Origin of the sequence: Microbacterium capsulatum, assembly GCF_030865425.1 — a bacterium.
In the GTDB taxonomy this organism is placed as follows: Bacteria; Actinomycetota; Actinomycetes; order Actinomycetales; family Microbacteriaceae; genus Microbacterium; species Microbacterium capsulatum.
In genome coordinates this window covers 103,481-128,362 of the sequence record NZ_JAVFCB010000002.1, presented here as the reverse complement: position 1 = coordinate 128,362, position 24,882 = coordinate 103,481, and the positions used below count along the sequence as shown (strand labels likewise).

General features: G+C 71.0%; 27 protein-coding genes. 4 read left to right on the top strand and 23 right to left on the bottom strand.

Annotated elements, in window-relative coordinates:
• Positions 1 to 68: 68 nt before the first annotated feature.
• A complete protein-coding gene (locus tag RBR11_RS03510; protein ID WP_308487919.1) occupies positions 69 to 554 on the top strand; it encodes an NUDIX hydrolase in 486 nt (161 codons plus the stop codon).
• Positions 555 to 631: 77 nt separating this feature from the next.
• On the opposite strand, the gene RBR11_RS03505 is transcribed toward RBR11_RS03510, so the two are convergent.
• The 3 genes from RBR11_RS03505 to RBR11_RS03495 are packed head-to-tail and all read right to left on the bottom strand — an operon-like array spanning position 632 to position 2,489.
• The gene (locus RBR11_RS03505; RefSeq protein ID WP_308487918.1) at positions 632 to 1,339 is read right to left on the bottom strand and encodes a hypothetical protein; all 708 of its coding nucleotides are present in this window, start codon (positions 1,337 to 1,339) and stop codon (positions 632 to 634) included.
• Positions 1,336 to 1,884 carry a DUF6114 domain-containing protein gene (locus RBR11_RS03500; protein ID WP_308487917.1) on the bottom strand — a complete coding sequence of 183 codons (549 nt, stop codon included), beginning with the start codon at positions 1,882 to 1,884 and terminating at the stop codon, positions 1,336 to 1,338. The genes RBR11_RS03505 and RBR11_RS03500 overlap by 4 nt, the downstream gene beginning before the upstream one ends.
• A complete protein-coding gene (locus RBR11_RS03495) occupies positions 1,875 to 2,489 on the bottom strand; it encodes a DUF6230 family protein (protein WP_308487916.1) in 615 nt (204 codons plus the stop codon). The genes RBR11_RS03500 and RBR11_RS03495 overlap by 10 nt, the downstream gene beginning before the upstream one ends.
• A gap of 121 nt (positions 2,490 to 2,610) precedes the next feature.
• On the opposite strand from RBR11_RS03495, the gene RBR11_RS03490 reads away from it, so the two are divergent.
• Positions 2,611 to 3,210, top strand: coding sequence for a TetR/AcrR family transcriptional regulator (locus RBR11_RS03490; RefSeq protein WP_308487915.1), 600 nt, complete (start codon positions 2,611 to 2,613; stop codon positions 3,208 to 3,210).
• A gap of 13 nt (positions 3,211 to 3,223) precedes the next feature.
• Here RBR11_RS03490 and RBR11_RS03485 read toward each other — a convergent pair whose 3' ends face one another.
• From RBR11_RS03485 to RBR11_RS03395, 19 genes are all read right to left on the bottom strand, one after another.
• Complete coding sequence (locus RBR11_RS03485) at positions 3,224 to 4,147, bottom strand: RluA family pseudouridine synthase (RefSeq protein ID WP_308487914.1); 924 nt, start codon at positions 4,145 to 4,147, stop codon at positions 3,224 to 3,226.
• Between the two features lie 2 nt (positions 4,148 to 4,149).
• Complete coding sequence (lspA, locus tag RBR11_RS03480) at positions 4,150 to 4,740, bottom strand: signal peptidase II (protein WP_308487913.1); 591 nt, start codon at positions 4,738 to 4,740, stop codon at positions 4,150 to 4,152.
• 9 nt (positions 4,741 to 4,749) lie between these two features.
• Positions 4,750 to 5,313 carry a DivIVA domain-containing protein gene (locus tag RBR11_RS03475; RefSeq protein ID WP_308487912.1) on the bottom strand — a complete coding sequence of 188 codons (564 nt, stop codon included), beginning with the start codon at positions 5,311 to 5,313 and terminating at the stop codon, positions 4,750 to 4,752.
• 135 nt (positions 5,314 to 5,448) lie between these two features.
• The gene (locus tag RBR11_RS03470; RefSeq protein ID WP_308488292.1) at positions 5,449 to 5,745 is read right to left on the bottom strand and encodes a YggT family protein; all 297 of its coding nucleotides are present in this window, start codon (positions 5,743 to 5,745) and stop codon (positions 5,449 to 5,451) included.
• Positions 5,746 to 5,757: 12 nt separating this feature from the next.
• A complete protein-coding gene (locus RBR11_RS03465) occupies positions 5,758 to 6,252 on the bottom strand; it encodes a cell division protein SepF (protein ID WP_308488291.1) in 495 nt (164 codons plus the stop codon).
• Positions 6,253 to 6,293: 41 nt separating this feature from the next.
• Positions 6,294 to 6,977 carry a YggS family pyridoxal phosphate-dependent enzyme gene (locus tag RBR11_RS03460; protein WP_308487911.1) on the bottom strand — a complete coding sequence of 228 codons (684 nt, stop codon included), beginning with the start codon at positions 6,975 to 6,977 and terminating at the stop codon, positions 6,294 to 6,296.
• Entirely contained in the window at positions 6,974 to 8,140 is a 1,167-nt protein-coding gene (ftsZ, locus tag RBR11_RS03455) for a cell division protein FtsZ (RefSeq protein ID WP_308487910.1), read from the bottom strand. Before ftsZ ends, RBR11_RS03460 begins: the two co-directional genes overlap by 4 nt.
• 210 nt (positions 8,141 to 8,350) lie before the next feature.
• Positions 8,351 to 9,343, bottom strand: coding sequence for a cell division protein FtsQ/DivIB (locus RBR11_RS03450; RefSeq protein ID WP_308487909.1), 993 nt, complete (start codon positions 9,341 to 9,343; stop codon positions 8,351 to 8,353).
• A 2-nt stretch (positions 9,344 to 9,345) separates the two neighbouring features.
• Positions 9,346 to 10,746 (bottom strand): UDP-N-acetylmuramate--L-alanine ligase, encoded by a 1,401-nt coding sequence (murC, locus tag RBR11_RS03445; RefSeq protein WP_308487908.1) that lies wholly within the window; start codon positions 10,744 to 10,746, stop codon positions 9,346 to 9,348.
• A gap of 99 nt (positions 10,747 to 10,845) precedes the next feature.
• Positions 10,846 to 11,919, bottom strand: a complete 1,074-nt coding sequence (gene murG / locus RBR11_RS03440) for an undecaprenyldiphospho-muramoylpentapeptide beta-N-acetylglucosaminyltransferase (RefSeq protein WP_308487907.1) — start codon at positions 11,917 to 11,919, stop codon at positions 10,846 to 10,848.
• Positions 11,916 to 13,157, bottom strand: a complete 1,242-nt coding sequence (locus tag RBR11_RS03435; protein ID WP_308487906.1) for an FtsW/RodA/SpoVE family cell cycle protein — start codon at positions 13,155 to 13,157, stop codon at positions 11,916 to 11,918. Before RBR11_RS03435 ends, murG begins: the two co-directional genes overlap by 4 nt.
• On the bottom strand, positions 13,114 to 14,676 hold the full coding sequence (gene murD, locus RBR11_RS03430) for a UDP-N-acetylmuramoyl-L-alanine--D-glutamate ligase (RefSeq protein WP_308487905.1): 1,563 nt from the start codon (positions 14,674 to 14,676) through the stop codon (positions 13,114 to 13,116). Before murD ends, RBR11_RS03435 begins: the two co-directional genes overlap by 44 nt.
• Positions 14,673 to 15,788, bottom strand: a complete 1,116-nt coding sequence (gene mraY, locus RBR11_RS03425) for a phospho-N-acetylmuramoyl-pentapeptide-transferase (RefSeq protein WP_308487904.1) — start codon at positions 15,786 to 15,788, stop codon at positions 14,673 to 14,675. The genes murD and mraY overlap by 4 nt, the downstream gene beginning before the upstream one ends.
• On the bottom strand, positions 15,785 to 17,197 hold the full coding sequence (locus tag RBR11_RS03420; RefSeq protein ID WP_308487903.1) for a UDP-N-acetylmuramoyl-tripeptide--D-alanyl-D-alanine ligase: 1,413 nt from the start codon (positions 17,195 to 17,197) through the stop codon (positions 15,785 to 15,787). The genes mraY and RBR11_RS03420 overlap by 4 nt, the downstream gene beginning before the upstream one ends.
• A gap of 48 nt (positions 17,198 to 17,245) precedes the next feature.
• Entirely contained in the window at positions 17,246 to 19,030 is a 1,785-nt protein-coding gene (locus RBR11_RS03415; protein ID WP_308487902.1) for a peptidoglycan D,D-transpeptidase FtsI family protein, read from the bottom strand.
• Between the two features lie 58 nt (positions 19,031 to 19,088).
• Positions 19,089 to 19,661 carry a cell division protein FtsL gene (gene ftsL / locus RBR11_RS03410; RefSeq protein WP_308487901.1) on the bottom strand — a complete coding sequence of 191 codons (573 nt, stop codon included), beginning with the start codon at positions 19,659 to 19,661 and terminating at the stop codon, positions 19,089 to 19,091.
• A complete protein-coding gene (gene rsmH, locus RBR11_RS03405; RefSeq protein ID WP_308487900.1) occupies positions 19,658 to 20,611 on the bottom strand; it encodes a 16S rRNA (cytosine(1402)-N(4))-methyltransferase RsmH in 954 nt (317 codons plus the stop codon). The genes ftsL and rsmH overlap by 4 nt, the downstream gene beginning before the upstream one ends.
• A 99-nt stretch (positions 20,612 to 20,710) precedes the next feature.
• Positions 20,711 to 21,142, bottom strand: coding sequence for a division/cell wall cluster transcriptional repressor MraZ (gene mraZ / locus RBR11_RS03400; RefSeq protein ID WP_308487899.1), 432 nt, complete (start codon positions 21,140 to 21,142; stop codon positions 20,711 to 20,713).
• Positions 21,143 to 21,418: 276 nt separating this feature from the next.
• Positions 21,419 to 21,790: a DUF3040 domain-containing protein gene (locus RBR11_RS03395; RefSeq protein ID WP_308487898.1), complete on the bottom strand. Its 372-nt coding sequence runs from the start codon at positions 21,788 to 21,790 to the stop codon at positions 21,419 to 21,421.
• Between the two features lie 137 nt (positions 21,791 to 21,927).
• Between RBR11_RS03395 and RBR11_RS03390 the strand changes: the two genes are divergently transcribed.
• Entirely contained in the window at positions 21,928 to 23,013 is a 1,086-nt protein-coding gene (locus RBR11_RS03390) for a polyprenyl synthetase family protein (RefSeq protein WP_308487897.1), read from the top strand.
• A gap of 39 nt (positions 23,014 to 23,052) precedes the next feature.
• Here RBR11_RS03390 and RBR11_RS03385 read toward each other — a convergent pair whose 3' ends face one another.
• Entirely contained in the window at positions 23,053 to 23,403 is a 351-nt protein-coding gene (locus tag RBR11_RS03385) for an Rv2175c family DNA-binding protein (RefSeq protein WP_308487896.1), read from the bottom strand.
• Between the two features lie 178 nt (positions 23,404 to 23,581).
• On the opposite strand from RBR11_RS03385, the gene RBR11_RS03380 reads away from it, so the two are divergent.
• Positions 23,582 to 24,772, top strand: a complete 1,191-nt coding sequence (locus RBR11_RS03380; RefSeq protein WP_308487895.1) for a LysM peptidoglycan-binding domain-containing protein — start codon at positions 23,582 to 23,584, stop codon at positions 24,770 to 24,772.
• Positions 24,773 to 24,882: the final 110 nt, after the last annotated feature.

The window sequence follows — 24,882 nt, the reverse complement described above, 5'->3', positions numbered from 1 at the left end:
CCGACATCCGAAGTCGGCCGGCGCTCCGCGATCGCGGTTCCGTGCCGGCGCGAGGATAGCCTGGATCCATGACGACCCCGGACTTCGTGCGCGTGCTCCGCGAGCACATCGGCCACGCCCCGCTGAACCTCGTCGGGGTCACCGCGATCGTGTTCCGCGACGAGAAGGTGCTGCTCGGCAAGCGCGCCGACAACGGCGCCTGGCAGGCGATCTCCGGGATCGTGGATCCGGGCGAGGAGCCCGCGGACGCCGCCGCGCGCGAGTGCCTCGAGGAGGCCGGCGTCGTCGTGAAGGTCGAGCGCCTCGCGCTCGTGCAGCAGCTCCCCCGCGTGACGCACGCCAACGGCGACCAGGTCGATTACCTGGATCTGGTGTTCCGCTGCACCTGGGTCTCGGGCGAGCCCCACCCGGTCGACGGCGAGCTCACCGAGGTCGGCTTCTACGACCTGGCCGCGATGGGGGACGTCGACGACGCGCATGTGCGCAAGATCGCCCTCGCTGTCGCGGAGGACGATCCTGCGCACTTCCGGGGCGGGCGGCCGCCCCGGGGCTGACGCCCGGCCCACCGGCTCGCCCGTCCTGATATCGGCCTGCCGCGCAGGTGAACACCCGCACGGCAGACCGGCTGACGTCACGGCTGGACGATGCGCTGATCGGTGTTCGTGTAGTGGATCGAGTCGGCGATGGTGCCGACGAGGCCCATCGTGACGCGCAGCAACCCCGGCGACACGTCGTCGAGCGGTGGCGGCGTGTCCGTGCCGAGCGTGAGGCTCCGGCCGTCCTGCGTCGTGGCGGTGACCGAGCCGAGGTACACGCTGACGTGCCCCGTGAGCGTCATCGTGTCCGCCGTGGTCACGAGACCCGGGCCGTCCGGCGGACGGACGGTGAGCGAGAACCCGGTGATCGTGATCGAGTCGGCGCTGATCTTCAGTACCCGGACGGTGCCGCCGTCGATCGTGGGGACGTTCACGATCGCGATGCCGCGAAGCCCGGTGAACGACAGTCCCTGCGAGCCCATGGAGGCCGGGATCTTCGTGAAGACCGGCGCATCCGCATCCGTCGTCGCCGGGACCGGACTCGGCGAGGGTGCGGGCGCCGGCGCGGCGGGATCCGCCGGGTGGGCCCCCGGCGTCGTGGCGCCTGGCAGCGCGGGGACTCCCGGGAGCCCGGGTGTCGTCGGCGACGCCTTCGGCGTGGGCGTCGGCGACGGACAGGTGAAGATGAGCGACCAGCAGAGCGCGGCCGGCCGGGACGTGGGCGCCGCGGCCGCGCCGATGACCATCGGAGCGAGGAGCGCCAGCCCGGCCAGGATCGCGCCGACCCGGCGCCGCGACGTCACGAGGTCTTCTCCTCGCGCTTCGCCCGCGAGCCGCCCATCCACGCCACCACGAGCACGCCGCCCGTGCCGGCGAGCAGCATGCCGACCAGGAAACCGCCGAGGTTCACCCCGATCAGCGAGTAGATCGCGACGACGACGGCGAGGATCCCGTAGAAGACGTGGTGCGCGGGCATCGTGATCGCGAGGAGTCCGAGCAGCAGCAGCGCGACCGGGATGATCGTGGCCTGCAAGCCCTCGATCCCGAGCTGGATGTGCAGATGCCCGATGTCGAGCTGACCCGAGAAGAACATCTCGATCCCGCCGAGCGCGACGAGGAGCCCGCCGACGAACGGCCTCTGGCGGCGCCAGCTGCGGAAGCGGTGCTCCGGCGCCGGCTCCTCGACCGGCCCCGCCTCGGCGACCTCCACCCCGTCGGGCGCCGCAGCGTCCGCCCCCTCGGCGCGGATCGCGCGGAGGGAAGGATCCTCGGCGCCGCGGCGATCGCGCCGTTGCGCGTCCTGGGTGGTCTCCTCGTCGGTCATCGCAGCACCACCGGTCAGAAGCATCCCTGGGATCCGTCCGTCAGCGTCAGCGTCATCCCCGTGAGGGTGAACACCGAGGCCTGGGTGCTCCACGCCGTCTGCTGCAGGTTCTTGATCGAGATCGTGCCGGAGTCCTGGGCGAAGTCGCCGGCGCTCCCCTTCGCGTCGGTGTTGACCGTCGACGCGTCGACGCCGATGCGGATCTGACCGAACGACGCGTCGCCCTTGAGGCCGGTCATGCCGATCTGCAGGTCGGTCGCGGACGCCGGGGCGCCGTTGCCGCCGGCCTTGATGAGCACGCCGACCTTGCCGAGCGGCGTGTCGCTGACGACGGACTGGCAGAGGTCGGCCAGGGTCGCGCTCTTGATGTTGGCGATGGCGACCGTGTGCTCCTTGCCCTGGGTGTCCTTCGTGACGCCGGCGTACTGCGAGAACCCGGTGCCCTCGAGCTGAGAGGCGCTGATCTGGAACTGGCTCCCCGACACGGCGAACGAGACGGGGACGGCTCCCTGCGCGACGCCCCCCATCAGGACGGCGGCGACGACACCGGCGGGAACGGCGACGAGCGCGATGCGCCCGGCGTGGGACGAGCCGATCTTGCGCAGACGCTCGGACTTCGAGAACTTCATCGATCCTCCAGACTGGGGCGCCGACTGCGGTGGCGACGCCCGACCCTCAGAGTATATTGCTAATTGACTCACAGTCAATATCGCGCCCGCCGGGCCGCGGATCCGCCGCTAGGCTCGTGGCATGCCCGACCCGCGCCGCGCCCGCCTCAGCCCCGCGGAGCGCCGCGCCCAGCTGGTGGCCACCGGCGTCAACTTCCTCGCCGACCACAGTCTCGACGAGCTGACGATGGACGTTCTCGCGCAGCGGGCCGGCGTCTCCCGCCCGCTGCTGTTCCACTACTTCGACACCCGGCAGGGCATGCACCTGGCGGTCGTGACGATGGCGCGGGACAGCCTGCTGGTCGCCTCGGAACCGCGGCCCGAGCTCGCGCCCCACGAGCGCATCAGGGATACCCTGCTGCGCATCACCGAGTTCGTGCAGCAGCACCCGCGCACGTTCCACTCGCTCGTGCGCGGGATCGCGAGCGGGGATCCCGCCGTCCGCCGGGTCGTCGACGAGTCCCGGGATCTGAACGCGGATCGGCTCCTCGAGGCGTTCACCGAGCTCGGCAGGCCGGACACTCCCGCACTGCGCGTGGCCCTGCGCGCGTGGGTGTCCTTCACCGAGGAGACCCTGATCAGTCTCGTGATCGACCGGGATGTCGCACCCGAGACCGTCGTCCGCTACCTCGAGGCGAGCCTCGACGGGGCGATCGCCGCCACGGACGCGCTGGCGCTCTGACCGCGTTCGGCGCTCAGGCCTCGCCGCGGAGCACGTCCAGCGCGTGCTGAAAATCGGCGGGGTACGGCGACTCCGTCCGCACCCACTGACCGGTCGCGGGGTGCGCGAACTCGAGGCGGTGCGCGTGCAGCCACTGCCGGGTGAGCCCCAGCCGGGCGGACAGGGTCGGGTCCGCGCCGTAGAGCGGGTCACCGACGCAGGGGTGCCGGTGCGCGGCCATGTGCACGCGGATCTGATGCGTGCGGCCGGTCTCCAGGTGGATCTCCAGCAGCGAGGCACCGGGGAAGGCCTCGAGGGTCTCGTAGTGCGTGACCGAGGGCTTGCCGTCGGGGATGACCGCGAACTTCCAGGAGTGGTTCGGGTGCCGCCCGATCGGGGCGTCGATCGTGCCGGCGAGCGGATCCGGGTGGCCCTGGACGACGGCGTGATAGATCTTCTCGACCGTGCGCTCCTTGAAGGCGCGCTTGAGCACGGAGTAGGCGGTCTCGGTCTTCGCGACCACCATCAGGCCGCTCGTGCCCACGTCCAGACGGTGCACGACGCCCTGCCGCTCGGGCGCGCCGCTCGTGGCGATCCGGAACCCCGCGGCGGCGAGGGCGCCGACCACCGTCGGTCCCTCCCAGCCCAGGGACGGGTGCGCCGCCACGCCGGACGGCTTGTCGACCACCACGATGTCGTCGTCGTCGTAGACGATCCCGAGGTCGGGCACCGGGATCGGCTCGATCCGCGGCTCCTGTCTGGGACGCCACTCCACCTCGAGCCAGCCCCCGCCACGCAGCCGATCGGACTTGCCGAGCGTGACGCCGTCGAGGGACACTCCCCCGGCCTCGGCCACTTCGGCCGCGAAGGTGCGGGAGAACCCCAGCATCTTCGCGAGAGCGGCGTCGACGCGGACGCCGTCCAGTCCGTCCGGGACGGGCAGGGTGCGGGACTCCACGCTCAGGCCTCGGTCCCCGCAGAGCCCTGCTCGGCGGATCCGGATCCGGAGGGCGCGTCCGCGACCGGCTCGGCCTTGGCGTCGCGATCGCGCGTGCCGTCGAGGCGGAGACCGGAGATCACCAGGAGCGCGATCGAGATCATGCCGGTGACGATGAACATGTCGGCGACGTTGAAGATCGCGGGGATCATCCACGGCATCGAGATCATGTCGACGACGTGGCCGACCGGGAAGCCGGGGGCGCGGAACATGCGATCGGTCAGGTTGCCGAGCACACCGCCGAGCAGCGCGCCGAGCACCACCGCCCACAGGCGGGCGCGCACCGAGAACGCCTTCCACACGATCACGACGGCCACCACGGCCAGCGCGATAGTGAAGATCCAGGTGACGCTCTCGCCGAGCGAGAACGCCGCTCCGGCGTTGCGCACGTAGAACAACTGGAGGAACTCGCCGAGCACCGGCACCGGCTTCTGCAGCGGCAGGTGGGTGATCGTGAGGTACTTCACAAACTGGTCGGCGGCCAGCACGATCACCGCGAGAATCGCGATGATCGCGCCGGCCGCCGAGCCGCGAAGCGGTTGACGCCGGGCCAACAGGCCTCCTTAGTGAGCCGCTGCGGCGGACTCCACCGAGGGGCCGCCCTTCTCATCGAGGTCGCGGAGCTGGCCCTCGATGTAGCCGCGGAGCTGGGTGCGGTAGGAGCGCTCGAAGTCGTGCAGCTCGGTGATCTTGCCCTCGAGCACGTTGCGCTCGCGCTCGAGACGGGCGGTCTCCTCGCGCTGCTTCTGCTCGGCGTCGGCGAGGATCTTCGCGGCCTGAGCCTTCGCGTCGGCGATGAGCTGGTCGCGCTGCGACTTGCCCTCGGCGACGTGCTCGTCGTGCAGGCGCTGCGCCAGCTCGATGATGCCGGCGGTCGCGTTGGACGGGGCACCCCCGACAGCCGGAGCGGCCGCGACGGGCGCGGGGGCGGCCGGAGCCGCGGGAGCCTTCTCGCCGGACTCGTAGGCGGCGAGCTTGGCCTTCAGCTCAGTGTTCTCATCCAGCGCCTTGCGCCACTCGAGAACCACCTCGTCGAGGAAGTCGTCGACCTCGTCCGGGTCGAAGCCGTCCTTGAAACGGACGTGCTGGAACTGCTTGGTGACGACGTCATCCGGGGTCAGTGCCATGGGTGGCTCCTCTTTCGATGAGTTCTCGGTGGCCGGGGGGACAATGGCGCTTGCCCCTGGGCGCGCACCTTCAGAAAAGCATAGCCGCCCGATCCGAGTGCCGCGAAAGGCGACACCCGGCCCGGGCGGGCGGGGTCAGATGAATGACCGGGTGATCGCCATCAGGATCAGCACGACGAGCATCGTGAGCGTGAACCCGAGGTCGAGCGAGACCGGTCCGAGCCTCAGCGGAGGAATGAGGCGCCGGAACAGCTTGATCGGAGGATCCGTGATCGTGTAGACGACTTCCGCGGCGATCAGCCCTGCACCGCTGGGTCGCCATCCACGATTGAAGATGGGGATGTAATCGAGGACCAGACGCACGAACAGCGTGAGCAGGTACAGCAGCAGCAGCACGTTGAGCACTCCTGCGATCACCGAGATCACGGACAGTGAGATCACCCGTCAGGAGTGTGCGAGCGCGGGCTCGTCGCCCCCGGCGATCCCGCCCTGGCCCGACACCGCGATGCTCTCGGGCGACAGCAGGAAGACCTTGCTGGTGACCCGCTCGATGCGCCCGTAGAGGCCGAGGGAGAGGCCGCTCGCGAAGTCGATCAGCCGGCGCGCGTCGGCGTCGCTCATCTGCGAGAGGTTGATGATGACCGGGATGCCCTCGCGGAAGCTCTCCGCGATCACCTGGGCGTCGCGGTACTGCTTGGGGTGCACCGTGAGGATCTCGTTGACCGCACCGGCGGCCGGCTGACGCACGGCGGTCGGACGACGGAGAGGCGTGATCGGAGCAGCCGGCTTCGACTCCTCGCGACGGTGCGACTCCTCCCGGCGGTGGGATTCCTCGCGACGGATGGGCGCCGCTGCGGCCGCGGGGGCCTCTTGCTCGTAGACCTCTTCCTCATCGGCGAGGCCGAGGTACACCATGGTCTTCTTCAGCGGGTTCCCCATCATGTCCTCCGAAAGTTAGGGGTGCGGTTCTGTGGTCGAGGTTAACCCTGTGCGGGGCGCGGCCCCGTGATTGCGGAGCCGATCCGAAGGTGTGTCGCACCCGCGGCGATCGCCTCGGCGTAGTCGCCGGTCATCCCCGCGGAGATCCAGTCCGCGTCGGGGGCGACGGCCCTCAGCCGCAGCGAGAAGTCGTGCACGCGCGCGAACGCGGCGGCCGGATCCTCGTCCAGCGGCGCCACGGCCATCACGCCGCGCAGCTTCAGGGTCGGCAGCGCCAGGACGTACTCCGCGAGGCGCTCCAGATCGGCGGGGGCGACTCCCCCGCGACCCGGATCCTCGGTCAGGTTGATCTGCAGCAGGACATCCAGCCGGGTGTCATCCACGGCCGCGCGGTCGAGCGCGTCGGCGAGGCGGTCGCGGTCGACCGAGTGCACGGCGGCCGCGGCCCGGCGGATCGCACCCGCCTTCTTCGTCTGCGCCTGGCCGATGAAGTGCCAGCGCAGGTCGTCCAGATCGGCCAGCTCTCCGGCCTTCGCGGACAGCTCCTGCTGCCGGTTCTCGCCGACCTCGCGGACGCCGAGCCCGTGCAGTTCCCGCACCAGCGAGGCGGGGTGGAACTTCGTCACCACGATCCGGGTGATCCCGCCCGCGTCCCGCCCTGCCCGCCGTGCGGCGTCCGCGATCCCTGCGTCGATCGCGGACAGCCGCTCGGCCAGCGAGGTCACTTCAGGAACTCGGGGATGTCGAGGTCGCTCTCGTCGAAGGCGGGCTCGATGCTCGTGTGCACGGGGGCGATCACGGAGGCGCCGACGGGCACGGCCGTGCGCGGCTCCTCTGCGCTCTCTTCCTCGGCGACGGGCTCCTCGATCGTGACGGCGGGCTTCTCGGCGGCGACCGGGGTCGTGCGGGAGAAGATCTGCGGGTCGAGGCGCATCTTCGGCTCGCCGCTGTCGAAGCCCGCGGCGATCACCGTGACACGCACCTCGTCGCCGAGAGTGTCGTCGATCACGGTTCCGAAGATGATGTTCGCCTCGGGGTGCGCGGCCTCCTTGACGAGGTCGGCGGCGTCGTGGATCTCGAAGATACCGAGGTTCGATCCGCCCTGGATCGACAGCAGCACTCCGTGCGCGCCCTCGATCGACGCCTCGAGCAGCGGGGATTCCACGGCGAGCTCGGCGGCCTTGATCGCACGGTCCGCGCCGCGCGCGGAGCCGATGCCCATGAGCGCGGAACCGGCGCCCTGCATGACCGACTTGACGTCGTTGAAGTCGAGGTTGATGAGACCGGGGGTCGTGATCAGGTCGGTGATGCCCTGCACACCCGCGAGGAGCACCTGGTCGGCCGTGGCGAAAGCCTCGATCATCGAGATGCCGCGGTCGCTGATCTCCAGGAGGCGGTCGTTCGGCACCACGATGAGGGTGTCGACCTCTTCCTTCAGCTTGGCGACACCGGCGTCGGCCTGGGACTGGCGGCGGCGGCCCTCGAACGAGAACGGCTTGGTGACGACGCCGATGGTGAGGGCGCCGATCGACTTCGCGATGCGCGCGACGATCGGGGCGCCGCCCGTGCCGGTGCCACCGCCCTCGCCCGCGGTCACGAAGACCATGTCGGCGCCGGTCAGCGCCTGTTCGATCTCCTCGGCGTGATCCTCGGCGGCACGGCGACCCACCTCGGGGTCGGCGCCCGCGCCGAGGCCGCGGGTGAGGTCGCGGCCGACGTCGAGCTTGACGTCGGCATCGCTCATGAGCAGCGCCTGCGCATCGGTGTTGATGGCGATGAACTCGACGCCACGCAGGCCGAGCTCGATCATGCGGTTGACAGCGTTGACGCCACCACCGCCGACACCGACGACCTTGATCACGGCGAGGTAGTTCTGGTTCTGGCTCATCCCGTCCTCCGATGTATTCCGAGCCTTGAGCCGGGGGTAAACCTTAAACCTCAGCCAGAAGGTTAAAGTATTTCCCGGTATTGCTTTCTCTGGATCGAAGGTAAGCGGCGCGGGGCATGCCGGGGCCAAGCGACACGCGCGTGTCCGGGATCCATCGCGAGATTCGTGCCCCACCGACCTCTTCCGTCGGCGGGACGCGCTCGAGCGCGGTCAGCCGACGACGCCGACGCCCGGCGAGGAGACGTCGTAGAGCGACTGATCCGGCTTCGCGGCTATCAGCCGCTGCAGCGTCAGGGTCTTCAGCGCGGACTGGTCCGCGCTCCCCCACACGACCTTCGCGCCACCGGTCAGCTGCAGCGCGACGTCGTCCGGCGTCGCGGCCGTGACGCCGTCGACCTGCTTGCGCAGCTCCGCGGGGAGCGTGCGCAGCACCGTGCCGGCGGCGGCGAAGGCCGCCGCGTTCGTGCCGCCCTTGATGTCGATCAGCGCGTACCCGGCCGGGCGCTGCGGGGTCGTGGACAGCGCGACGCCCGCCGCGTCGACCACGGTGAACCCGCCCTCCGAGTGCACGACGCCGACGGGCGTGCGCTCGACGATCCGCACCACGAGGTCGTGCGGCGGGTGCGCCTCGAGCTGATAGGTCTCGATGAGCGGGAACCGGACCAGCGCCGCCTTCACGGCGTTCGAGTCGACGAGCGCCAGGGGCGTGCCGATCTCGCCCTCCAGTGCCTTCTGCACGTCCGCGGCCCGCAGCGCGCTCGTGCCCTGCACGGTGATGGTCTGCACCGCGAAGAGCGGACTGTACGCGGCGGCCACGCTCCCTCCGACGACGACCAGCGCGGCCAGCACGCCGACGAGCCAGCCGATCCGGCGCCGGCGCGAGCGCTGCGTGAACCGGCGGATCTCCGCCCGGAGGACTTTTCGGCGCGCTTTCGCGGCCTGCCACAGGTCCCGCGCCGTGAGGGGGCCGTCGGACCCTCCGCCCCCGTCGATCGCGCGCTCATGCGCAGTCCCGGCCGGGATCCGCTCGTCGAGTCGGATCGGGACGGCGAAGCCAGTCCTCTCGCCCTGGACGCCGCGTCCGGCCCCGCCCACGGACTCCCCGGAGACCGGGATCCGCCCGGCGACCGTCGTCGCCGGGCGGGCGGACTCCGCCGGTTCGACCGGCGGCGCCTGCTGCGGGATCGGGGACGGCCGCCGCATGCTCAGCCCTCGGCGGTCGTGCGCAGCGCCTCGAGCACCTGCGGGATGATCTGGTAGACGTTGCCGCAGCCGAGGGTGATCACGACGTCGCCGTCGCGTGCGACGGTCGCCGTGTAGTCCGCGGCCTGCTGCCAGTCCGCCACGTAGTGCACGTTGCGGGGGTCGGCGAACGCGCCGCTGACCAGCTCTCCGGTCACGCCCGGGACCGGATCCTCACGGGCGCCGTAGACGTCCAGCATCACGGTGTGGTCGGCGAAGTGCTCGAGCACGTCCGCGAACTCGCGGTACATGTGCTGCGTGCGCGAGTAGGTGTGCGGCTGCTGGATCGCGATGATCCGCCCCGTGCCGGAGATCGTGCGCATGGCCTCGAGCGCGGCGCGCACCTCGGTCGGGTGGTGCGAGTAGTCGTCGTAGACGCTGACGCCGCGCTCCGCGCCGTGCAGCTCCAGCCGGCGGACGGTCCCGGCGAAGCCCTCGACGGCGCGCACGGACGCGGCGAGGCCGTGGCCGAGGGTGCCGAGCACGGCGACCGCGCCGGCGGCGTTGATCGCATTGTGCACGCCGGGGACGGCGAGCTGCATCCGCGCGCTCTCGCCGCGGAACGTCAGGGTGGCGGCGACCGGGCCGTCGGTCGCGACGTCGGTGATCCGCAGGTCGGCGTCCTCCGCCAGTCCGAACGAGATGACGTTCGGGTGCGTGATGCCGGCCCGCACCCGCAGCGCGCCCGGATCGTCGCTCGAGATGACGACCGCCTCACGGGCCTCGTTCGCGAACGTCACGAACGCGTCGTGGAACGCCTCGTCGGATCCGTAGTGGTCCAGGTGGTCGGGGTCGACGTTCGTGATGAGCGCGACGGAGGTGTCGTACAGCAGGAACGTGCCGTCGGACTCGTCGGCCTCGATGACGAACAGCTCGTCCTTCCCGGAGGAGCTGGAGGCGCCGAGCTGCTCGATGACCCCGCCATTGACGAAGTTCGGGTCGGCGCCGAGCTCGAGCAGGGCGGTCACGATCATGCCGGTCGAGGTCGTCTTGCCGTGCGCGCCGGCGACGGAGACGAGGCGGCGGCCGCCGATCAGCCAGTGCAGCGCCTGGGAGCGGTGGATGACGTGCAGGCCGCGCTCCTTCGCGAGCACGAACTCCGGGTTCTCCGGCCAGATCGCCCCGGTGTGCACGACGGTGTCGGCGTCGCCCAGGTTCGCGGCGTCGTGCCCGACGTGGACGTCGGCGCCGAGCACGGCGAGGGCATGCAGGTTCGCGCTGTCGGCGCGGTCGCTGCCGGAGACGCGGATCCCCGCGTCGAGGAACATCCGGGCGAGGCCCGACATCCCGGATCCGCCGATGCCGATGAAGTGCGCAGCGGTGATGTGGTCCGGGATCGGCAGGGAGAGGTCGGGTCTGATCATGACGGATTCATCCTAAGTCGGGTGCCTGGGGACGCGGCCCTGGCTCGCCGCACGGGAGCCGGTCGGCGAGGGGTCGGGCGCCGCTGCGGCGGCCGGCGCTCAGTGGGCGAGGGCGCGGTCGACGAGGGCGATGAGGTCCTCGGTGCCGGTGCGGGAGCCCACGGTCGCGGCGGCTGCGGCCATCGCGCGGCGCCGGTCGTCGTCGCCGAGCAGCGGGACGATCTCGGTGCGGATCCGGTCCGGGTCCAGGGCGGCGTCCTCGATGAGGATCGCGGCTCCCGCGTCGATCGCCGCGGCGGCGTTCAGCCTCTGCTCGCCGTTGCCGACGGCGTACGGCACGTAGATCGCGGGGATGCCGAGGGCGCTGATCTCGCTGACGGTCGCGGAGCCGGACCGCGACAGGATCAGGTCGGCGAGCGCGAACGCGAGGTCCATCCGGTCGAGGTAGCGGCGCAGCGCGTACCCCTCGACGCCCGGGTCGGCGAGGTCCGAGCGGTCGCCGGTCGCGTGCAGCACCTGCCACCCGGCGTCCAGGATGCTCTGCCGGGATCCGGCGATCGCGTCGTTCAGACGCTGCGCGCCGAGCGATCCGCCGAAGACGAGCAGCACGGGGCGCTCCGGGTCCAGACCGAACTCGGCCGCGGCCTCCGCGCGCAGGGCGGCCCGGTCGAGCTCGACGATCTCACGGCGCAGCGGCATGCCGACCACGGTCCCGCCGCGCAGCGGCGTTCCGGGGAACGCGACCCCGACGGCGGCGGCGCTGCGGGCGCCGAGCACGTTCGCGAGCCCCGGGCGGGCGTTCGCCTCGTGCACCACGAAGGGGATCCGCTCCCGGCGGGCGGCGACGTAGGCCGGGGCCGAGGCGTACCCCCCGAAGCCGACGACGACGTCCACATGGTTCCGGCGGATGTGCTCGCGGACCTGCCGCACCGCGCGCAGGAACCGCACGGGGAAGGCCAGGGCCGCGCCGTTCGGCCGGCGCGGGAACGGCACCTTGTCCACGGTGAGCAGCTCGTAGCCGCGCTGCGGTACGAGCCGCGCCTCCAGACCCTCCCTGGTGCCGAGCACGAGCACGCCGCACTGGGGATCGCGCGCGCGGAGGGCGTCCGCGACCGCGAGCAGCGGGTTGACATGGCCCGCGGTGCCGCCGCCGGCCAGAAGGTAGGTGGTCACCGGGTGACTTTACCGGACCGTGCCGGGCCGGTCGTCCTCTTCGCGCCGTCGGCCGGGAGGGTCCGCGCGAACGACAGCAGCACGCCGCACGCGAGCAGCACCGAAAGCAGCGACGTGCCGCCCTGCGACATGAACGGCAGCGGCACGCCCAGCACCGGGAAGATCCGCAGCACGACGCCGATGTTGATGAGCGCCTGGGACAGGATCCAGACGACGATGCCGCCGGCCGCGATGCGCACGAACAGGTCGTCGGTGCGGCGGATGATGTGGAACACGCCGATCGCGAACAGTACGAACAGAGCGAGCACGACCGCGCAGCCGATCAGGCCGAGTTCCTCGCCGACGATCGCGAAGATGTAGTCGTTCGACGCGGCGGGCAGCCAGCCGTACTTCTCGTGCGAGTTGCCGAGGCCGAGCCCGAAGATGCCGCCGTTCGCCATGCCCCAGATCGCGTGCACCTGCTGGTAGCAGCCGGTGAGGTAGCAGCTGGCGTCGCTCTCCGAGCTGAACATGCTGAAGATCAGCTTCCGGCGCCGCTCGTTCGTCAGGGCGAACACGAGCACGGCGGCGAGGATCGCGAGCATCGGCAGGATGAAGATCCGCAGCCGGACGCCGGAGAAGAACATCGTGCCGAGCAGCAGCAGGAACAGGACCATCGAGGTGCCCAGGTCGCCGCCGCCGTACACCGTGCCGATCGCGAGGAAGCCGACCGGGAGCAGCGGGATGTAGACGTGCTTCCAGCGCCCGAGCAGCTCCTCCTTGCGCCACAGGATGAACGCCGCCCAGAGGGCGAGCGCGAGCTTGATGAACTCGGAGGGCTGCAGCAGCTGCCCTCCGACGAGGAGCCAGTTCGTGTTGCCGTCGTTCTCCACGCCCAGCGGGGTGAAGACGAGCATCTGCACGACGATCGCGACGATGATCACCGGCCAGGCCATCTTCTTGTAGAAGCCGATCGGGAGCCTGCTCATCAGGAACATCAGCGGCACCCCGATCACGGCGATGAGGGCCTGCTTCAGCACGATCGCATATGGGCCGTCGCCCTGGTTCACCGCGTTCGCGCTGGACGCGGAGAGCACCATGACGAGACCGAAGATCGTCAGCAGCAGCGCGGTCGACGCGATCAGGACGAACTCGTTCGGCACCGGCTGGAAGACGCTGCCGAGTCGCACCCGCGCGGCGAGCCCGGATCCGCGCTCAGCCGTGGAGGCCTCCGTCGGGCGTCCTGCCACCTGCGTCACCGGCGTTCCCCGCTTCGATCCACCCGCGCACCGCCTCGGCGAAGCGGTCCCCACGATCCGCGTAGCTGCGGAACTGGTCGAAGGACGCCGCCGCAGGGGCGAGGAGCACGGTGTCCCCATCCCGGGCGATGCCCGCCGCCAGTTCGACGACGCGGGTCATGACCTCTTCAGTGTCGCCGGGGACGACCTCGATCACCGGCACCGCCGGCGCGTGTCGTGCGAACGCCCCCAGCACCTCATCGCGCTCGACGCCGATCACGAGCGCGGCGCGGACCGTGGCGCCCGCTCCGGCGACGAGATCGGACAGGTCGACGCCCTTCAGATCGCCGCCGACGATCCAGATCGCGCCGGGGAACGCGCGCAGGGACGACTGCGCCGCGTGCGGGTTCGTCGCCTTGGAGTCGTCGACCCAGGTGACCCCGGCGGCGCGGGCGACGACCTCGATCCGGTGCGGGTCGAGGCGGAAGCCCTCGAGCGCGGCGCGGATCGCGGTGGGCTCGACGCCGAGCGAGCGCGACAGCGCCGCCGCGGCGAGGATGTTCTGCACGATGTGCGGGGCGCTCAGCCCGTGCTCCGCGAGCGCCTCGACCGTGGTCAGTTCGAGCGCGCTGTTGCGGCGGTCGTCGAGGAAGGCCCGATCCGCGAGGATCCCCTCCACGACGCCGAGGTCGCTGGGACCGGGGATCCCGAGTCCGAAGCCGATCGCCCTCGCCCCCTCCACGACGTCCGCCACCTCGACCATGTGCAGGGTCGCGGCGTCGGCCTTGTTGTACACGCACGCGACCCGGGTGTTCCGGTAGACGAGCGCCTTCGCGTCGCGGTACGCCGCGGCGCTGCCGTGCCAGACGAGGTGGTCGTCGGCGAGGTTGAGGCAGGTCGTCGCGTACGGCACCGGCTGCGCGACCGGATCCGTGAGGCCGAGGTACCAGAGCTGGTGGCTGGACAGCTCGACGACGAGCACGTCGAAGCCCTCGGGATCGCGCACGGCGTCGAGAACCGGCACGCCGATGTTGCCGCACGGGGCGGCACGCAGACCGCCTTCGAGGAGCATCGTCGCGGTGAGCTGCGTGGTCGTGGTCTTGCCGTTGGTGCCGGTGATGAACAGCCACTCGGCGGGGGTGCCGTCGGCGCGGAGCACCTTGTCCCGCACACGCCAGGCGAGCTCGATGTCGCCCCACAGGGCGATGCCCTGCGCCCTGGTCCACTCGATCACCGGGTGCGAGGGCGGGAAGCCGGGCGATGCGACGACGACGTCCGGCGCGAAGTCCACGAGCTCCGCGGGGACGGATCCGAGGTCGCCGAGCTGCAGCCGCGCGCCGATGACCGGGATGAGACGCGCGTGGTCCTCGCTCGCGCTCTCGGACAGCACGAGCACGTCGGCGCCGAGCTCGGCGAGCGTGTCGGCGACGGAGAACCCGGTCACGGAGAGCCCGAGCACGGCGACCTTCAGGCCCCGCCAGTCCGCGTTCCAGCTGACCAGCGCATCCAGGCTGCGTCCGTCGCGATGAACGGCGGTCATGAGCTGGTGAGCCTCAGCCACTCGACGTAGAAGAGGCCGAACGCCGACACCGAGAGCAGGCCTGCGATGATCCACATCCGCACGACGATCGTCGCCTCGGGCCAGCCGCGCATCTCGAGGTGATGGTGGAACGGGCTCTGCAGGAACAGCCGCTTGCCGCGGGTGAGCTTGAAGTACGTCAGCTGCACGATGACCGATCCGGGCGCGATGATGAAGACGCCCGCGAGCAGCACGAGCAGCAGCTCGGTGCGGGTGAGGATCGCGAGGGCCGCGATCACTCCGCCGATCGCCATCGAGCCGACGTCGCCCATGAAGACCTTCGCCTTGGGCGCGTTCCACCACAGGAAGCCGATCAGCGCCCCGACGAAGGACGCGGAGATCACGGCGAGGTCGAACGGGTGCGCGACGTCGTAGCAGCCGGCCAGCGACGACGGGGACAGGTTCTCCCCCGCGCAGGACTGCTTGAACTGCCAGAACGAGACCAGACTGTAGGAGCCGATCACGAACACGCCGGAGCCGGCGGCGAGACCGTCCAGGCCGTCCGTGAGGTTCACGCTGTTCGAGGTGGCGATCCCGATGACCGAGAGCCAGGCGAGGTACAGCAGCCAGCCGACGATCGGGCCGAGCGCGAACAGGGACAGCACGGGGATGTCGCGGAACAGCGACACGAAGCCGCTCGCCGGGGTGTTGCCGGAGGCGCTGCGCACGGTCAGCGCGACGATCCCGAACGGCACCATGACGAGCACCTGGCCGATGATCTTGCGCCAACCCGAGAGGCCGAGGCTGCGCTGCTGGCGGAGCTTCATGTAGTCGTCGATGAAGCCGACGGCGCCGAAGCCGACCATCAGCCAGATCACCAGCAGGCCGGAGATCGTCGGGTAGCTGCCGCCGGTGAACGTGCCGATGCCGTAGCCGACCATCGTTCCTACGATGAAGATCACGCCGCCCATGGTCGGGGTTCCCCGCTTGGCGTGGTGGCTCGGGTTCTCGATCGCCTCGGGGGTGCGGATGACCTGTCCCCAGCCCCACTTCCGGAACAGCCGGAGGAAGACCGGCGTCAGCAGGAGCGTGAAGGCGAGGGAGATCGCGGCGGACGTAAGCAGGGACCTCACGAGAACGATTCTCCCAGACGATCGCCGAGGAACCTGAGTCCGGCGGAGTTCGAGGACTTCACCAGCACCCGGTCGCCGGGACGGAGCTCGTCCTTCAGGTAGTCGAACGCGGCGTCGGCGTCGGGCAGGTGCACGGCCTCGCCGTCCCAGGATCCCTCCCCCACCGCGGCCAGGAACAGGCGCCGGGCGTCGGCGCCGACGACCACGATGCGCTGGATGTTCAGGCGCACCGCGAGCAGGCCGATCCGGTCGTGCTCGTCGCCGGCCGACTCGCCCAGCTCGCTCATCGCGCCGAGCACGGCGACGGTGCGCTCGCCCGGTCCGGTGATCTGCGCGAGCGTGCGCAGGGCCGCCGCCATCGAATCGGGACTCGCGTTGTACGCGTCGTTGATGATGCGCACGTCGTCGCCGCCCATCGGCTGCATCCGCCAGCGCTCGGCGATCTCCACGGTCTCCAGGCGCGCCACGGCGTCCGCAGGGGCGACGCCCAGGGCGCCGGTCGCGGCGATCGCGGCGAGGGCGTTGTTGACGTGGTGGGCGCCGAGCACCTGAAGGCGCAGGGCGATCGCCTGTCCGTCGACGTGCACCACGCACGACGTGCCGGAAGCGGTCACCTCGATGTCCGAGGCGCGGACGTCGGCGGCGGGGCTCTGGCCGAAGCCGATGATGCGCAGGCCGCGCTCCTCGGCGCCCGCGCCCATCGCGGAGACGCGGGGGTCGTCCAGGTTCAGCACCGCGGTGCCGGTGGGCGCGGCGGCCGCCACGAGCTCGGCCTTGGCCCGCGCGGTCTCCTCGATGCCGCCGAAGCCCCCGGCGTGCGCGAGGCCCACCATCAGCTCGATGACGACGTCTGGGTGCACCAGGCCCGCGAGGCGCGCGATCTCGCCCGGCGCGCTCGCGCCGAACTCGCAGACCAGGAACCGGGTCCGGTCCGTGATCCGCAGCATCGTGAGCGGGGCACCGACCTCGTTGTTGTACGAGGCGATCGGGGCGACGGTCTCGCCCTCGTCGGACAGGATCCGGGCGAGGAAGTTCTTCGTGGTCGTCTTCCCGTTGGATCCGGTGACGCCGACGATGCGCAGGTCGCCTCCGGCCCGGACGCGCGCGACGACCCCGCGGGCGAGCTCGGCGATCGCGTCGATCACGTCGCCGACGACGATCTGCGTGATCTCCTCGTCGACGAGATGCTCGACGATCGCGACGACGGCGCCGTTCGCGATCGCGGCGCCCACGAAGCGGTGACCGTCGGTGTGCTCGCCGGGCTTCGCGACGAAGATGCCGCCCGCGGTCATCTGCCGCGAGTCGGTGTCCACGACGCCGTCCACGACGGATGCGGGATCGTGATCCCCGACGGCGTGCAGGGTGCCGGAGACGAGTCCGGCGATCTCCCCGAGTGTCAGCGCGATCATGATGTGAAGGATCCTCCGGGGCGTTTCCGCCCGATCAGGAGACGGCGGTCATTGCGAGAACTTGGGCAGCAGCGGCTCCATCGGGACGGTCGACGGCTGCACGCGATAAGTCTTCATCACCTGCGTCATCGCCTTCTGGAAGGCGGGCGCGGTGGCCGCAGACGAGGTTACCCTAGTGGGCTCGTCCAGGGTGACCACGACCACGTACTGCGGGTTGTCGACCGGGGCGAAGCCGACCATGCTCGTGAAGAAGATCCCGTTCTTGTACGCGCCCGTGACCGGGTCCGGCTTCTGCGCGGTTCCGGTCTTGGCCGCGACCCGGTAGCCGGGGACCTGGATCATGTCGGAGACGCCGCCCTGCACGGCGACGTTCTCGATCATCCGGCTCAGCTCGGCGTCCATGGTCGCGTCCAGCACGCGCTGCGGCTTGGCCGCCGGCGGCGCGGTGACCTTCCCGTCGCCGCTCGTGCACGACTCGACCAGCGAGAGCGGGATCTTCACCCCGCCGTTCGCGATCGCCTGGTACGCGCTGGCCACCTGCGGGGCGGTGACGGTGAAGTACTGCCCGAACGTCGTGGTGTAGTGCGACTGGTAGTCCCAGTCCTTGACCGGGTGGATCTCCCCGGCCGCCTCGCCGGGGAAGTCGATCGCGGTCTTCGAGCCGACGCCGAACTTGACCAGCTCGTCGTGGCGCTGCTGGTCGGTGACCATGTCGCCGAACTTCGACAGCGCGACGTTCGACGAGTCGATGAGCGCACCCGCGAGCGTGTAGTTGTAGGTCGGGTGCGGCTCGGCGTCGTTGATGACCGCGCCGTTCGGGAACACCATGTGGCTGGACACCCCCGTGACCGACGTCGCCGGCGTGGCCCCGGCGTACTGCATGACCGACGCGGCGGTGATCGCCTTGAACGTCGATCCCGGCTCGAAGCTCGTGCTGAAGATCCTCGATCCGCGGTCCTCTGGGTTCGAGGCGCCGGGATTGTTCGGGTCGACGCTCGGGAACTCGGCCGCGGCGCGGATCTTGCCGGTGCCGACCTCGACGACCGTCACGGTGCCGGACTTCGCGGCCTGGGTCGCGACCTCCTCGGAGATCATCTGCTGCAGGTACCACTGCAGCTCGGTGTTGATCGTGAGCTTGACCGTTCCGCCGTCGACGGCGGGCTTCTTGCTCTGGCTCCCCGGGATGACCACCCCGTCGCGTCCCTGCAGGAAGGTCTCCTTGCCCTTCGTCGCGCTCAGGCACTGGTTCTGGTCCTCCTCGAGGCCCTCCCGGTCGCCGTTGCCGGCGATGAAGCCGATGAGGTTGCCGGCGACGGCGCCGTTCGGGTACACCCGCACGCTGCGCGGCTGCGGCCACAGGTACACGAGACCGAGGGCGCGCAGCTTGAGGAACTGATCCGTGCTGACGCCCTTCTTCAGCTCGACGTAGCGCGATTCGGGGTTCGCCTGGAGAGAATCCGCGACCTCCTTGCGCACCGTGTCACCGGTGTCACCGATGATCGCGGCGATCTTGTCCGAGGCCTTCGCCCACGGCAGCTTCGGCGGGGTCTTCGCCTCCTCCAGGCCCTTCATCGCGTACGGATCCATCGTGATGTCGTACACGAGCTGGCTCTCCGCGAGCACGGTGCCGTTCGAGTCCACGATCCGGCCGCGCGCGCCGTCGATCTCCCGCGTCGTGCCGAGCCCGGTGTCGATGGACTCCTTCACGTTGGCCGCGGCGCTGACCACCTGGATGTCGACGAGCCGTACCAGGAAGCCGCAGATCACCGCCAGGATCACCGCGAGGACGATGACGGTTCTCCGGCGGGGGGTGCGGGTCGCGCGGGTGGTCATGGGATCTCCGTCCGGAGCTCGCGGTTCGTCATCTCGGGTGGTGCGGGGGCCGCCTCGGTCAGCGGATCGTCGGCGTCGGCAGGCCCTCGGCGGTGGGCGGAACGTTCGGATCGGGGGCGGGCGCCGCCCCTGGGTTCGGTTGTACGCCTCCGGGCGCCGCGGGCGCGGCCGTGTTGGACGGCGTGTCGTGGACCAGGGCGTTGGCGACGCCGCTCTTGCCGCGGGGGTCGACGGTCGACGCCCAGGCGGCGGGCCCCGCCGCGCCGATCACGCGGCCGTCGCTCAGGCGCAGGTAGTTGGTGCTGCCGCCGACCACGAGTCCCATGCCCGAGGCCGCGTCGGCGAGGGCCTGCGGCGAGCTGATGCCGTCGAGGTCCTGCGCGGCGGCCTGCGCCTCCCAGTTCAGCTCCTTGTTCTGCATGGACAGCTTGGAGACCACGAACGAGTCCTGGGTCGTGGCGATGGTCAGGACGATCTGGGCGCCGCCGATGAGCGCGGCGCCGGCGAGCGCGACGAGCGCGTACAGCAGCTTCGGACGACGGCGGCGGGACGGGCGCTCCACCGCGCGGAGGTGTCGCGAGCTCTGCTCATCGAACTCGGGTTGCAGCAGGTTCGGGTCCGCGAGGCTCATCGTCCCGTGCTCCTCTGGTCGTCTCTCACACGTTCTGCGGCACGCAGTCGCACCGGGATGGCTCGGGGGTTGGCGGCGCGCTCCGCGTCGTCGGCGAGCTCCGCGCCCTTGGTGAGGATGCGGAAGCGGGGGGCGTGCTCTGGCAGCTCGACGGGGAGGCCGGCCGGCGCGGTCGAGGCGGAGGCCGCGGCGAACGCCTGCTTCACCAGCCGGTCCTCGAGCGACTGGTACGACATCACGACGATGCGTCCGCCGACGGTCAGCGCGTCCATCGCGGCGGGGATCGCGTCCGCGAGCACGTTGAGCTCGCGGTTCACCTCGATCCGCAGCGCCTGGAACACGCGCTTGGCCGGGTGCCCCGCACGCTGCACCGCCGCCGGCGTGGCGTCGTGGAGCAGCTCGACCAGCTGGCCGGAGCGCTCGAGCGGGGTCGTCACCCGCGCCTGCACGATCGCCCTGGCGTAGCGGCCGGCGAGCTTCTCCTCGCCGTAGCGCTCGAAGATCCGGCGCAGCTGCCCCTCGCTGTACGTGGCGAGCACCTCGGCGGCGGTCGTGCCCGAGGTCTGGTCCATGCGCATGTCGAGCGGGGCGTCCTTGGCGTAGGCGAAGCCGCGGTCGGCCTCGTCCAGCTGCAGCGAGGAGACCCCGAGGTCGAACAGGATGCCGCAGGCGCCGCGGGCGTGTTCTCCGATCGCGTCGTAGACGGTGTGCACGAGCGTCACCCGGTCACGGAAGCGGGCGAGCCGCTCCCCCGCGATCCGCAGCGCGTCGGTGTCCCGGTCGAGACCGACCAGGCGGATGTTCGGAAGCCGCTCGAGGAAGGCCTCGGAGTGCCCGCCCATGCCGAGCGTGGCGTCCACGAGGATCGCCCCCTCGTGCTGGAGCGCGGGGGCGAGGAGCTCGACGCAGCGGTCGAGCATCACGGGGGTGTGGATCTTGCGGATGTCCATGTCTTCCTTCGGCCCGACCCGGGCCCTGATCCCCATCCGCTCGACCCGGCACCGGGGAAGGTGCGCCGGGGTGGGAGCGGCTGGGAGTCACGGCCAGGGTCAGAACAGGCCCGGGATCACCTCCTCCTCCAACTCGGCGAATGCGTCTTCGTGTCCTTCCGCGTACGCGTTCCACGCCGCGGCGTCCCAGATCTCGGCGTGCGCGCCGACTCCGGTGACGATCAGTTCCTTCTCGAGTCCCGCGTAGTTGCGCAGGTGGGCGGGGAGCGTGATCCGGTTCTGGCTGTCCGGCATCTCGGCGCTGGCGCCGGAGAGGAACATCCGCAGGAAGGCACGCGCCTCCTTGTTGCTCAGCGGGGCCTGGCGGATCCGCTCGTGCACCTCCTCGAACTCCGCCGTGCTGAACACGTACAGACAGCGGTCCTGGCCACGCGTCACCACGACGCCGCCCGCCAGGTCCTCGCGGAACTTGGCGGGGAGGATCACACGCCCCTTGTCGTCGAGCTTGGGAGAGTGCGTGCCGAGCAACATGCGTCTCGCCCCCTTCCGCCCCGCTCCACGACGTTTCCCCCACTTTACTCCACTTCCCCCCATTTTGATACCCTTCCGCTCTTCGGATCGGGATCTTCGACGCACGAAGACGGCCCCCGACCCGCGGGTTTCCGCGGATCAGGGGCCGGTGGAGCGAAGTGGAGGGCCGAATGGAGGGGAAAGGGGGACGGGCGATTCCGCACCCGGAGACGACGAAGGCCCGGATGCATGCGCATCCGGGCCCCCGAGGTCTTGTGGCGGGGTTACTCCCCCGTGTCAGCGTCCTTCGTGACGGCGATCCCAGCGGTCGTTCATGCGCTCCATGAACGAGGGTGATGACTCCTTCGTCTTCGCCCCGGATCCCGGACCGCGTCCCCCCGCTCTGCGGATGGGGGTGACGGCCAGCATGAGACCGCCGAGCATGGCGGCGAAGGCGATGACGCCGATGATGATGCCCGCGACGTTGCCGACCACGACGCCGACGACCAGTCCGCCGATGCCGGCCAGCAGCAGCAGGGCGCCGTAGATGAGATTGCGGTAGCTGAGCGAGCGGTCTCCCGCGTGCGCGGAAACGACGTCGGCGTCGTTCTGCATGAGATGGCGTTCCATCTCGTCGAGCAGACGCTGCTCCTGTTCGGAGAGTGGCATTTCGTCCCCCTCGGGTAATCTTCAGCCCAGTCTACGCGCGCCCAGGAGCACCGGGCTAGGGAATCAGCTTGGAGTTGTGGATGGGGATCCTGCCCGTCCCCGGTCGTCGCGCACGGCGCGCTCGGTAGGCTGGACGGGTGGCCGCCCGTTCCGATGTCGTCGATCAGGTCTCCGCGCGTCTGAGCCTCTTCGTCGAGCGCATGCGCGAGGAGACCGCCGACTACGGACCCGACGCTGCGGCCTTCGTCACGGCTGCCGAGGACACCCTGCACGGCGGCAAGCGGCTGCGTGCGCGGTTCTGCCATGCGGGCTGGGCCGCGGTGGCGGGGACCCGCGGGATCGCCGCCGAGCCGGAGAGCCTGTGGGACGCCTGCGCGGCGCTCGAGGTGTTCCAGTCCGCCGCTCTCGTGCACGACGACCTCATCGACAATTCGGACACCCGACGGGGCCGCCCCTCGGCGCACCGCGCGCTCGAGTCCGCGCACGTCGAGAAGAGATGGAGCGGGAACGCCGTCGAATTCGGCCGCGCCGCCTCGGTGCTGCTGGGGGATCTGCTCGTCGCCTGGAGCGACGACCTGCTGGAGTCGGGCATCGCGCACAGCCCGCACGCCGACGCGGTGCGCGCCGAGTACGCGCGGATGCGGCGGGACGTGACGATCGGCCAGTTCCTCGACATCGCCGAGGAGTCGGCGTGGAGCGTGAACGACGACGACGAGCACGCCGAGCGCGCCCTGCGGGTGGTGTCGCTGAAAGCCGCCCGGTACAGCGTCGAGCAGCCGCTGCTGATCGGCGCCGCGATCGCCGGCGCGGATCAGGCGCAGCGTGCCGCCCTGCGCGCCTTCGGGCACCCGCTCGGCATGGCGTTCCAGCTGCGCGACGACGTGCTCGGCGTCTTCGGCGACCACCGCGTGACCGGCAAGCCCGCCGGGGACGACCTGCGCGAGGGCAAGCGCACGCTGCTGATCGCCTGGACGCGGGAGTCGCTCGCCGCCCCGGGCCGGCGGCTCGTCGACGAGCTGCTCGGGGATCCGCTGCTCACGCCGGATCAGATCGTGAGCCTGCAGGCCGCGATCGTGGAGTCCGGCGCGCTCGACCGCGTGGAGCGGCTGATCTCGGACTACGCCGCCGACGGCGAGGAAGCCCTGAAGGACGCGCCGCTCGACGCGGCGGCCCTGGAGATCCTGAGCGGCCTGGCGCGGGACGCGACCCAGCGCACCGCCTGAGCAGTCGGCTCGGCGGATCCGACGAGCCGGATCGGCGGATCAGGCCAGCGTGCGCGCGATCCGGCGGACTTCGCTCTTGTGCCCGTCGCGGAGCGCGGCGATCGGCGAGCGGCCGATCGACTCCTCCTCCGCGAGCAGCCAGTCGATCACCTCGTCGTCGGAGAAGCCGGCGTCCTTCAGCACGATGATCGTGCCGCGCAGGGACGGCAGCGGCTGGTCGTCCTGAAGGAACAGCGCGGGGACCGCGAGCGGGCCGTTGCGCCGGGAGCCGACGAGATACTGCTCGTCGAACAGCCGGTGCACCCGCCCGAGCGACTCGCCGAGGATCTCGACGAGATCGGGAAGGGTCAGCCAGTCGGTCGGAAGAGGGGCCGTTTCAATTGCAGACACCCTGACATGATCTCATCCCCCGGCCCCGACCGGTCGATCAGGACGTTCCCTCCCGTAACATCCGCCCCTGCATTCACTTATGTCACTGCAATTGACTCTGGTCACCATCCGTGACACGGTCGTTCTATCGCGGTGCAACGAGGCGCATGCGGTATAAGCCGTCCGAATCGGGGGATCCATGACGACCACACCGTTCCACCGCCGCGCTCTCCGCATCGCCGTGCCCACGGCGGTGCTGACGACCGTGGCCACCGCTCTCGCAGCCCTCCCCGCGCACGCGGAGACGATTCCCGCGCCGCGTCCGCTGCCGCAGCTGCTCCGGACCGCACTCGCGCCCGTGCCGCACGCGTCCGCGGCGAGCGGCACGGGCGCCGCGGCCGCCGTCGGCAGCTACACGGTGCAGGACGGCGACACCCTCTGGGACATCGCGCGCCACTTCGGCACCACCGTGAGCACGCTGATCGCGGTGAACGGTCTCACCGGCGGGACGGTCATCCATCCCGGCCAGGTGCTGCAGCTCGCCGCGACGGCCGCGCCCGCCGCCGCTCCGGCACCGGCCGCCGCCGCGGGATACACCGTGGTCGCGGGCGACACGCTCTGGTCGATCGCGCACGCGCACGGCACCACGGTCGCCGCCCTCTACGCCGCGAACGGCCTCGGCCCCGGCGCGATCATCTACCCGGGCCAGAGCATCCAGCTCGGCGGATCCGCCGCGCCCGCCCCCGCCCCCGCGCCCGCCGCGGCGCCGACCCCGAGCGTCGCGCCGACGGTCCCGACCTGCACGGTGACCGCCGGCGACACGCTGTGGTCCATCGCGAGCGCCCACGGCACGACGGTCGCCGTGCTGTACACCGCCAACGGCCTCGGTCCGGGCGCGATCATCTATCCCGGGCAGACGCTGCGACTCGCCGTGCCCCCGCCTCCGCCCGCCCCGGCCCCGGCCGCGCAGCCGGACACGTACACGGCTCCGCAGGTCACCCTGAACGCCGACCAGGCATCGAACGCGCAGCGCATCATCCAGATCGGCCGGGCGCTCGGCGTGCCGGCACGCGGCATCGTGATCGCGCTGGCCACGGCGATGGTCGAGTCGGGCCTGACCAACCACCCCGGCGGCGATCGCGACTCGGTCGGGCTGTTCCAGCAGCGCCCCAGCACCGGATGGGGCACGAAGGAGCAGATCTCCGACCGCGACTACGCGATCACGGCGTTCTACCGCGGAACCAGGACGACGAACGGCCTGCTCGACATCCCGAACTGGCAGAACCGCGGCTTCGGCGAGGTCGCCCAGGCGGTGCAGGTCTCGGCCTACCCCGGCCGGTACGTGCTGTGGGAGCCGCAGGCGACCGCCTGGCTGGCCTCGCTCGGCTGATCCGGGCCGCACCTCAGGGCCCGGTCGGCGCCGCACGCGCAGCCGTGTTCCGCGCCGCACCGGAGGCCCCTCCGCGACGCGGGTCGAGACCGCATCGTGATCCGATGGAT